This is a genomic window from Sedimentibacter acidaminivorans, from assembly GCF_017873955.1.
Taxonomy (GTDB): Bacteria; Bacillota; Clostridia; order Tissierellales; family Sedimentibacteraceae; genus Sedimentibacter; species Sedimentibacter acidaminivorans.
In genome coordinates this window covers 131,216-141,859 of the sequence record NZ_JAGGKS010000010.1, presented here as the reverse complement: position 1 = coordinate 141,859, position 10,644 = coordinate 131,216, and the positions used below count along the sequence as shown (strand labels likewise).

Sequence of the window (10,644 nt, the reverse complement as noted above, 5' to 3'; positions counted from 1 at the left end):
TACTTACCTTAAAGTATTACCTCAAAATTTAGGTTCTTTTTTAGTGAAATTGCAATATTTAATTTTCAAACATCATCTTGTTCCGAGAGCTTATTCTAGTGTATTTTTTTACATCTTAAAAAGATTATGAACTAATTATTATCGTTCTTTTAAAGATATGTTGATCATTTTCTGTCTATTCACACTGAATGGAATCAAACCATCAATTATAAGCTTTACCTTTAAACATAACTCCACATTTTTTTACTTACGTATAATAAAAAAAAACGAAGCAACCAAAATAATGTCTTATTCTACTTAATATATAGGAGCTACTTTCATTACCTTGAATACATGTTATTAAAACCTTCTCAAGACCATATGTTTTACAAATTTCAAGGCAATTTGAAAGCATCTTCTTTGCATAACCTTTTCTTCTTTCGTCAGGGCGAACTGAATACCCAATATGTCCACCGTATTTTTCGAGATTTTCGTTGAAATAGTGACGAAATTAAATCATACCAACTAGATACGACAGAACTGAATCTTAAATTATGTTAAATCAACTCTACAAATTATAATTTGTTTTTGATATTTTTATAATATTGGTACGCAAATTTCACAATAATGTTTATTTATCATCTGCATTGCATAGCGTTCAAGAATAGGTCTTCTATCATCAAATATATATTTTCTTTTTGATAACTCTGAAAACATCTCCATCCATGCCTTTTGCATAGCATCTACCGTATGACTTATTTTAAATACGCAATATTTTCCACCTATAGTTGTTCCAAAATTAATATAGTTATTGTCAACCTTAAATTCATCTGAAACAACTAAACATGTATCGTAACGACAATTTTTAGGCTCTGTGAATTGAGGGTTATCTTGGGCTATTCCTAATATAATTGAATTTTCATTAAATAATTTTTTTTCTCTAGCCCAATTTTTTAATTGTTCCATTATTTGCACATTCTCTGAACCGTAAGGGCCTGTTCTTCGTATATAAGCAATTTTACATGATGGTATCATTTCAATATTAATATCCATAACTTACCTTCTTTTTTAATAGAGTGCATCGATGCCTGAATTCATCATATAATGCTTTAAAATGTATTTCAACTTATTTTTTAAAATTGCCAAATTATTATTTATTTAGTTGTTTTACCTCATTCATATGTTGTATTATTCTACAATTCCGAATTTGATTTACCAAAATTATATTCCAACCACATGATAATTATTACCATAATTTGTAATTAGCATTGAACATGTAATTATTAATTATTTTAACAATTTTAGTTCGCTTTATAAACATAACGGGAAATAGTAATGTATAAATGGGACAGCGAAACACGTCCCCACCTGTCCCAATGTTAATTATTATTTCATGCTTTGTTAAGACATGTGAAACGTCCCCTTGTCTTCCCCTTGTCTTTCTTTCATTGATAATCTCACCTATATTATATGTAATTGTACTTTGCTCCATTAGGATAAGTAATTGTCACTTTGAATCTCCCCCTTTGCGATTAATCATTATAATAAAAATCAAAAGCAAGTTAAATTAGCTTACTATAATTTTATACAATTTACCAAATAATTACAATCATTATTATTTTTATTCTTGAAAACTTAATGATTTTCTATAAGATTTATCCAATTATCTGTAGTTAAAACTTTGCTGAATTTCATATCTTGTGTTATTAAAATAGCTTTTTGTAATTCTTCGGCACTAATCGTTCCTGCACTGTTTGAAATATCTAGAGTTCCTGTTGCATCTGATAAAAACTCTACTGAGAAATTTAAATGAAATGCCTGTCTTGCAGTAGTATCACAACACATCTGCGTCATATATCCACATATTGCAATTGTATCTACATTCATCTTTCTAAGCAAATCTTCTAAATTTGTTCCTGTAAAACTACCTGGTAGATTTTTTTCAACAATTAAGTTGTACTTTCTTTCCTTAATTTCATCATGTATCTCCCATTCGTTGCTTCCTTTAACAAATGTTTTTGAATCCTTTTGCAAAGCCGTATGCTGAATCAATATAATCGGAATACCATGGTTAGATGCTTCATCCATAGATTTTAAAATATTTTCTAAACTTTCATATGAGTATTTAATAGGCATTCTTCCAGTAAAGTATTCATTCTGCACATCAATAACTAACAAAGCTCTTTTCATTTTTTTACCTCCACTAAATTCTGGTTAGTGTCAACTAGACACTACCATTCTTGTACTTCAACATTATCAAAAGCGTGTTCATAGGCATACATTACATCTTGATTATTGTATACTAATTTAACATAACTGTCATTACCATTTTGGCTTGTAAAAATGTACATCACGAAAAATTTATTTAATATTTTTCAATAGACAACTTATGAATTAAGTTATTTTCTATGACATCAACATTTACTCTAAACTTTCGTTTATAAGGTAGTGGGAAATTTAATGGTCCTCCATATGGACTAGGTTCAAAGTATTTTGCTTTTATGCCCCATTCATAAATATATTTAATATCATTTTCTTTATAACCTTCTAATATTAAGATGGGTTCTCCAAGAATATCAACCACATCATCAAGTGATTTACATTCAAATAATGAGTTTAATTCATTATCATTAAGTTCAATTGTGTATGGAGTTTCAAAACTAATTAGTTTACACCATACTTTAGGTTCAAGGTATTCATTATATCCAATCCATATATTGCCATAAATAAAATCCCAAGTTTCAAAAATTATTACGTTGTTACCCTTTTTCTTTTTTATAATATTGTTGATTTCTTCTAAATTAGAATTGGAATTTATTTTCTCATATGCTTTATATAAATTAGAGCTCTTCATTTCGTCTAAAGTAAGTTCTTGTCTTAATAATGTTTTTATACTTAATTTGAATTCATCTTCATCATAATTAACTTCTTTATAAATAAATATTGTAATAATCAGTATAATTAATATTATTATTAAGGTTATAATCATGCATTTCTTTTTCATCAACATCCTACCCCGCATTATAAATTTGTCTTGTTAAAAAGTGCAATAAGAATCATGATGACAAGTGAGTTTTGTATACAACATCTTCCAATCTATCTATTAATAAATCAGGAGGAATTTTAATTTCATCGTGTTCTTTATATTTACCCGTCTTTACTAGAACTGAAAATAGCCCAAATTCTTTAGCACCTTTAATATCAGTTAGTACATCGTCTCCAATAGCAATAACCTCATGTTTATTAAAGCACATTTGCTTCAAAGCCACCTCATAAAGCAAGCTAGATGGTTTTCCCAAAATTGTAGCTTTCTGATTTCCCACAATTTCAAACATCTTGGTAAAAGAACCTGTATCTAATTTATAACCTTCTTTTGATAAATAAAAATCAGAATAGCTTGTTGACATTAAACTTGCACCATTCAATAAATATGAAAATATTTGATTAAGCAAATTATAGTTTAAAGAAATCTTCTCAAAGTCACATAATATTACATACTTTGGATTTCCATTAAAGTCTGGTGGAATAGAAAGTTGAGACTGGATGTATGAAGGTCCAACAAAAAAATATGAACTTGATTGTATCTCCTCTAAATAATAATTTAATGCCTTTATAGGGTTTAGAATGTAGCTCGATGGTATTTCTAAGCCGCAACTTTTTAGAAGTGTTGCCATTTCTTCTGTGGATTTACTTACAGTATTTGTAATCACTCTAAATGGTACCTTTTTGCTTTGTAACATCCTAATAAAATTAAAAGAACCCAAAATTTCTGATCCATTTTGAAAAATTGTACCTTCCAAATCTATTACATATCCTTTAAATTTCATTTTACACCTCTTATCTAAATTCATATTTAATATTTTTTATCCACTTTTTAATATTTTCATTCTAATGAATGCTATACAATTAATTACTTACTTTACTTATGTACTTCTTTAAAAAGCCATATTCATACAAATATCCTATAACATTGAATATAAGTAAGATTGAGAAATTTGATAATTCTCTAGAATGTGACTTCTATTAGCACCATCATATATAAATATTATACATTAATAATATTAATTGATTTAATCATTTAATTCGATTTTTTCTTCTAAAAAACCTTTCCAACCATCTTTAAATTCATCCACTGTAATATTTAGTACATCATCTATATCACCTTGTTTAACCAATAGTTCTATAAGTTTTTCTCTACCATAAGTTTCGATAATGTATTCAACCATGCTGTACCCGTATATATACCTGCTTTCATTGTTTAACATATAGAATTCTGGCAACCCTTTTTCAATCATCTCTTTGTAGTCCGATTCACTAAAATCTCTATCTTGTGCTAAATACTTAGCTGTTCCTTCCCACAACCAATCAATTTGTGTTTTGCCTTCTGTTAAAGCCATTGTTACGATATGTGTAAATTCATGCACTAAAAGCCTTTTTAAATCAACTGTATAACCCGATTTATCTTTTAAAGTAAAGTAAATAGTATCGTTTTTTATTGATACCCCCATAAAGTTTATATTCATATCATCAGGATCAAATTTTAATTCATCAATTACTGATAATCTTATCTTTTCATATTCATCATACATATGTAATTTTACAATAGGCATATCTGTTTCTTTTACATTTAAAAATTTTAATATTCTGTCATACTCTTTTTCTAATATTTCAACAGAATTAGAAGCATATAATTTATTCGTCTGATTATTTGAGTTGTAGTAAATTTCAAAATGTTTACTTAACTTAATTGCATCAAACTTATATCCTTCACTATCTTCAAAATAGCCATTTTTAGCAATTTCTTCTTGCTTATTTATATTGTCATATCCATATAAATTATCGTTTTCATAACTGTTAACAACGTCGTCTCGGTTACCTTCACTAAAATTACTTCCATCATTATTGCACCCTGAAATAAAAATGCATATTAATAAACAATAAAATATTTTTTTAATAATACTCGCCCCCCTATTAATTATTACATTGAAGTCCCTCTGCTTATAATAATCAAATTAAAATCATTATTTTATTAAGTACTATTTAATTTACATTTCTTTGATTTCATTCTTAAATATATGAATGCTATAACTGCAACTAATACACCAAAAAATGAATAAGAATAATCTGGAACTATACCCCCTTTTAATTCAACCAATTATCCTTACCAAAAATATAAACAGCTTTTTTATAAAATTATACTGATTCGTGACATTCGAATGATACATACTATTTCTTACTTATATACAATTTACATAGAAAATAACAGTAAATATAGATACTATTACTATTTCAAATAAGTATTTACCAAATCCAAAACTCATTTGATCCCTCAAATTTATATAGTTGTCAAATAGGTAGGGAGCTTTTTCTTCTTTCCCAGTAAAATCTATCTTGTTTTATAATTACATATATCACATCAGCATCAGCAAAGTATGATGTGATTAATCTAACATCCTCAATTTTAACATTTATTTCAGAATTTATATGTTCTATTTTATATTGATTCGCACAGTAATACACAATAGATATTATACCATATTTTGAAAATTTAGTAAATAATGTTAAAAGTTTTATTTATAAATGTTATAAATATTTGTAATGCTATTGCTTGTATTTTTCTCGATAGACATTATAGTCTTATATATTCCACCAGAACATCCTATTTAAATTAATACTGTCAATGTAATTATTGATATTATAGTTTTGTTTTTAAAACTTTTAAGCATATACCGAGCCCCTTTATAAATTTCTCTTTCTTATATTTTTGCGTTTTATTTCGCTAAAAATTAATAATATTTATACAATTCTATGTGCGAAGTTTAAGTACAATAACTATTTATTTTCTTTTCATATTATATTGATGATACAGCTTCTAAAACCGATTCGCTAAATTTTTTAGGGTTTTCAGCTACCAAGAAGTGTGTACAGTTTTCAAAAGGTATTATTTTTGCGTTCGGAATTTTTGATTCCATGTAATATGCCGTCTCTTGAGAATATAATGTGCTGCTTTTTCCATAAATGATATATGTAGGTACCGTGATTTTATCCAAGACATCTCTATAATCATTTGCTGACATCGCTATCCACATTGAATACATTACATGAGGACTGTTCTTACTCATTGCATCGTACACTGGTTCTAATTCTTCTCCTCTTAAATAAGGCACTGTTACTTGAACAAAATCCTTTGCGAAGACATGGGGACGTTGAAGACATGGGGACGTTTAAGACGTCTTTTACGTCCCCATGTCTTCAGCCTCCTAATACATTGTGGTTCGGCTTTTTTTCTGCCTAAATTCGTATAATTACCTTAACATAATGGGAAGTCTCGCTTGATTGGTCGCGCTTCAAGTTATGCTCATAATCTCATATGTTTTCTTCAAGCCATGCGCGAACTATTTTAATATCCTCATTTTCTATAAAAGGATGTTCGCTGTCTTGAGAAATTGTCAATTTGCAGTCATGTGCTTTTACAAATTTCTGAATAACATCTACCGATTGCAAATTGTCTTTAGCACCATACAGTATTAAGGTTGGAATATTCCATTTTTCAATGGGATGTTCTTTAACATACTGATAATAGTCCCAACGCAATGTATCAATAGGAGTAGGTATTTCCTTTTCAATGCACAGTCTTTCTTCCGTAACATCGAACCAAATAAACATCTGCTTGATAAGATATTCCATATCTAACACAGGAGATTGAAAAAGACACTTTGTAAACTTCCTGTCTGCATAAGTATTTAAGCTGAAATATGCTCCTAAACTACACGCAAATAAAGAAATGTTTTTCCAGTATGAAAAGGCGTAATCGGCAATTGCGGAAAGGTCACGCATACCATTCCAAATATCACAACGATAATCGTTGTCTTTTCTTTCTCCGTGTTCTGGTAAATCAAAGCTGAGAGTCTGGATTCCTTTGCTATTTGCAATTTTGGCGAAATCTTCAGCATATTCTTTTGAAGACATTTTACCGTGAACATGAATGTATAAATTATCTGATTTTTCACCCCAAATCAGAACGGGGATGTTATCAATTTTAACGCTTTGAACTTTCATTTTTACCTCCAACTATCGAGGTGCTACCCTCAATAGGCTTTTTAATAATAAATCATTTGACATTTAATATACTCCTTTCTTGACTAATTGTCAGAAAAGAAACGAGTCGCAAAATAAACAGAATGGGAAGTCCAAACTTCTGGCCAAACTGCTAAGTATGCTCGTTTTTTCCAATTCATTACAAGCTCTGCTTCGCCGATATTTTTATCTGTTTGTTCATTTAACACAACAAAATCTTCTCTCAGGTAGAATCTGACCGCACGAGAATTCTTTTTATAAACCTGTAGCAACAATTCTGAGTGGCCTTTCTTAACGTAATCAAGCAGATCTTTCCCTATACCTTTGGATTGACTATTTGTATCAATAAATATTCCGGCAATATAATTTTCTATTAACCCGATAAATCCTGGAATTGAATTATTCTCTTCATAAACAAATACTGTTGCATCAGGCAACATCATTTTAACCAGCTCATAATTCCCTTGCTAGTAGTCTTCGCTAATAAAATCATGTGTCGCAATGTTCGTTTCGAGCCATATTTTCATAACTGTTTCTAATTCATCAATATTAAACTTTCTAATCATATCTGCTCCTTATATAACTAATTGGGCATTAAGGCTTGCCTATCAGATTGTTATGTTATAAACATAGTACTAAACTGCTCCGCAGTGGTTGTCGTAACTCATCATATTTATCTAAAATTTAACTTATTCCATAATTTATACTGTTTTCTTTTTTTGTCTAAAACCTTTAAAATATAATAAGTATACCTAGTATACAAAATATATTAAAGGAGTAAATATCAATGACAAAAGAAGAAATTTTAGAAAAAGTAAAGTTTCATGCTGTGCTTAGGGGGCTTAGTAAAAACACACAAGATGAATATTACACAAAAGCTAAACAGTTTCAAGATCACTATAATAAACCTGCGACAGAGCTTAACACTACTGATGTTCAGAACTATTTGTATCATCTTTTAACCGAAAGAAAAATATCTACAGGTTCAATTAATACTTACAACAGCGGCCTTAGATTTTTATACAATATTGTACTGGATAAGACATGGGGACGTTTAAGACGTCTTTTACGTCTCTCTGTCTTTCGTCCCTCTGTCTTTTCTTCAGACAGGATTTCCACCTGCTAGGTTAATTACCCTTAGCAGGGCGCACAATTGGAATTTGAATAATTATTTTTCAATTTTTATTCTCATACCGTTCCCATTATATCCAAAGGGTACGGCTTCAAATCCGCAACTTTCATAAAATTTTTCCATACCTTTTATCGATATCAAGTTAATGGTACTATACTCTCAAGCAATTGTATTTCCTTTTATCTCATCTATTATAGAATTTATAAGCTTTTTTCCTATTCCTTTTTTCTGATATTTTGAATTTACCACTACATCAACTAAAAGATATGACATGCCATCTCCAATTGCTCTAGCCATTCCAACTGCACAATTATCATATATAACTTTTTTCACAATAGTGCTATTTTTTATAGCTTTGTCTACAACGATTGGATTTTTAGGTTCCCATCCAACTTGTTTTCTTAAATTATTATACTCATCAACATTTAAACTATCTCTTATCTCAATTCCTATTTCATTCATAAAATCTCCTTGATAAATTCCTATTTAACTGTGCGTTATTATAAATAAGACAGGGGGACGTTTTAAGACAGGGGGATGTTTAAGACGTCTTTTACGTCCCTCTGTCTTTCTGTTGTGACGTAATATAAACATAATAGGAAGTTACATTAACATCTCAGTTTTCACATGTACTACAGTAAATCAAACTCTAATTTGAGATTTCCATACCTTTGTATTTCATGTTCAGCGACATCAAATAGAGGATTATATAAACAGTGTTGCAAAACATCAGCATCAATTAGTACTTCATCAAAAGAAGAATGTTTGCTACCCTTGCAGCTATGATTATGTATTGCGTTGCAAATCATATCAATTTCATCAACATCAAAGCTTTGCAGAGAGATTAAGATTTCTCTTGCCATGACTGATCCCCTATGCGCGTGATCTTTTGAATCCATAATTGAATAATAGTATATATCGTGAAGCATTCCAGCTATTGTAGCCAATTCCACGTTTTCTCTTCTTTTTAAAGCTATCATTGCACAAGCTTGTGAAACTCCATACAAATGCGAATACCCGCACCTTCGTACAGTCTCATCTGGTATATGTAAAATTATATTATCAACATATTCCCGAATTTTTTCAATTCTATTCATGTTCCACACTCCTCCTTGGTTTATCAATAATTTGTATTCTTAATTGTCTTTTAAATAACTGCTCATAAAAATAATCTACATTGCATTGAAATCAAATTGTAAATCTTCCCATCCGTTTCTCTTTCAGATTTTCCTACTTCAAAAAAACCCATTTTAGACCAAAATTCAAACCCCTTTTTATTGGTTTCATAACATGCCAATTCAATAATTTTAAATTGTTTATCCCTTGCAACTTTAAAAATATTAGTTAATATATTTTTCCCCACACCGTTTCCTTGAATACTTTCATCTACCATTAGTAGACCTAAATACCCAATGTCGTCTTTAGGAAATCCTTCAATAAAATCTATTACTGCTATACATTTATCTTTATCATATAAAGCAACAAATGTCTTCTTTTCCTTTGCAACTCTGGGTGGCAGAGCATCAATATCCTCTAAACACTCCTCTATTGTCACTTCATGATTTTGCGTTTTAGAGTAGAAATATTTATTACCCCTCATTAAATGAAATACATCTTCAATATTTTCTGCAGTAATCGGTTTTATGATGTATTCTACTAAAACATTTTTTAATTCATTTATTAACATTTTTATACCTCGCAAAATATAAGTTATCTCTATTTCATTATATATCACACGAAAAGACAATGGGGATGTACATCACCATCTTCTTTTAACAAATATCCTTCCCAATTTTACACCCTTCTTTCTCAACCTCTAATTATAAACATAATTAGAAGTTACAATCAATTAAAAAATTGTAATTATCGCACGTCTAATTATGCTTATAATTAATTGCTTTTTTATAGCCGCAATTCGTAAAATTGCTGTACCCAAACAGGATACTTTTTATATTCTTTATTATCAGTAATTCGCATCAGCGTTCTTTTACCAACACGCCTATCCATAACTGCTAATATCCTGATGATGTAGTTTTCAGATTGTAATGCAGCTTTAATAGACATATTACGAAATTGTAGCACCGCGTCTAAAAAATCCATTTCACAATAGGTACAGTCCTTATCCCATTTTGGTTTCATCCTTGCGGTCATTTCACCATAAGAGCTTTCCTTTTCTTCTTCATATAAAATAGAAATGTCATTTTCTTGATGGTACATTTCTATCCATGAAAAACAAACAAGTTCTTTACCATCTAAACGAATGGCTGCCCGCCCATAAGAATTATGGACTTCATGATATCGTGTTAAAAAATAGGTGACTCTTTCTTTTAATTCATCACATAAATATTCACATAACTGTCTATTGAGTCCTCCCCATGATTTATAATGTTCCATTGTAACCCCTTTATGAAAAATAAATTATTTAAGCATGATTTTTCTATATTTCTAAGATTTAT

At 29.4% G+C, this 10,644-nt stretch carries 13 protein-coding genes and 1 pseudogene; 1 reads left to right on the top strand and 13 read right to left on the bottom strand.

The window, feature by feature from the left end:
* Positions 1-247 precede the first annotated feature (247 nt).
* From J2Z76_RS16745 to J2Z76_RS15140, 9 genes and pseudogenes are all read right to left on the bottom strand, one after another.
* Positions 248-454, bottom strand: a pseudogene (locus tag J2Z76_RS16745) (GNAT family N-acetyltransferase); the annotation flags it as partial.
* 122 nt (positions 455-576) lie between these two features.
* A complete protein-coding gene (locus tag J2Z76_RS15175) occupies positions 577-1,032 on the bottom strand; it encodes an AraC family transcriptional regulator (protein WP_209512905.1) in 456 nt (151 codons plus the stop codon).
* 582 nt (positions 1,033-1,614) lie between these two features.
* Positions 1,615-2,169: a cysteine hydrolase family protein gene (locus tag J2Z76_RS15170; RefSeq protein ID WP_209512904.1), complete on the bottom strand. Its 555-nt coding sequence runs from the start codon at positions 2,167-2,169 to the stop codon at positions 1,615-1,617.
* A 175-nt stretch (positions 2,170-2,344) separates the two neighbouring features.
* Positions 2,345-2,983 carry a hypothetical protein gene (locus J2Z76_RS15165; RefSeq protein WP_209512903.1) on the bottom strand — a complete coding sequence of 213 codons (639 nt, stop codon included), beginning with the start codon at positions 2,981-2,983 and terminating at the stop codon, positions 2,345-2,347.
* A 52-nt stretch (positions 2,984-3,035) separates the two neighbouring features.
* Complete coding sequence (locus J2Z76_RS15160; RefSeq protein ID WP_209512902.1) at positions 3,036-3,806, bottom strand: HAD-IIA family hydrolase; 771 nt, start codon at positions 3,804-3,806, stop codon at positions 3,036-3,038.
* A gap of 243 nt (positions 3,807-4,049) precedes the next feature.
* The gene (locus tag J2Z76_RS15155; protein ID WP_209512901.1) at positions 4,050-4,568 is read right to left on the bottom strand and encodes a gluzincin family metallopeptidase; all 519 of its coding nucleotides are present in this window, start codon (positions 4,566-4,568) and stop codon (positions 4,050-4,052) included.
* Between the two features lie 1,263 nt (positions 4,569-5,831).
* The gene (locus tag J2Z76_RS15150) at positions 5,832-6,146 is read right to left on the bottom strand and encodes an alpha/beta fold hydrolase (protein WP_209512900.1); all 315 of its coding nucleotides are present in this window, start codon (positions 6,144-6,146) and stop codon (positions 5,832-5,834) included.
* 199 nt (positions 6,147-6,345) lie between these two features.
* The gene (locus J2Z76_RS15145; protein ID WP_209512899.1) at positions 6,346-7,038 is read right to left on the bottom strand and encodes an alpha/beta hydrolase; all 693 of its coding nucleotides are present in this window, start codon (positions 7,036-7,038) and stop codon (positions 6,346-6,348) included.
* An 83-nt stretch (positions 7,039-7,121) separates the two neighbouring features.
* Complete coding sequence (locus tag J2Z76_RS15140; RefSeq protein WP_342455057.1) at positions 7,122-7,499, bottom strand: GNAT family N-acetyltransferase; 378 nt, start codon at positions 7,497-7,499, stop codon at positions 7,122-7,124.
* A 344-nt stretch (positions 7,500-7,843) separates the two neighbouring features.
* Here J2Z76_RS15140 and J2Z76_RS15135 point away from each other — a divergent pair, with 344 nt between their 5' ends.
* A complete protein-coding gene (locus tag J2Z76_RS15135) occupies positions 7,844-8,182 on the top strand; it encodes a site-specific integrase (RefSeq protein WP_209512898.1) in 339 nt (112 codons plus the stop codon).
* Positions 8,183-8,347: 165 nt separating this feature from the next.
* Here the strand turns inward: J2Z76_RS15135 and J2Z76_RS15130 are convergent, their stop codons facing one another.
* The 4 genes from J2Z76_RS15130 to J2Z76_RS15115 form a co-directional block, all read right to left on the bottom strand.
* A complete protein-coding gene (locus J2Z76_RS15130) occupies positions 8,348-8,650 on the bottom strand; it encodes a GNAT family N-acetyltransferase (protein ID WP_209512897.1) in 303 nt (100 codons plus the stop codon).
* A 170-nt stretch (positions 8,651-8,820) separates the two neighbouring features.
* Positions 8,821-9,285 (bottom strand): HD domain-containing protein, encoded by a 465-nt coding sequence (locus J2Z76_RS15125; protein ID WP_209512896.1) that lies wholly within the window; start codon positions 9,283-9,285, stop codon positions 8,821-8,823.
* 62 nt (positions 9,286-9,347) lie between these two features.
* Entirely contained in the window at positions 9,348-9,875 is a 528-nt protein-coding gene (locus tag J2Z76_RS15120) for a GNAT family N-acetyltransferase (protein WP_209512895.1), read from the bottom strand.
* Between the two features lie 215 nt (positions 9,876-10,090).
* Positions 10,091-10,582, bottom strand: a complete 492-nt coding sequence (locus J2Z76_RS15115) for an SF0329 family protein (RefSeq protein ID WP_209512894.1) — start codon at positions 10,580-10,582, stop codon at positions 10,091-10,093.
* Positions 10,583-10,644 lie beyond the last annotated feature (62 nt).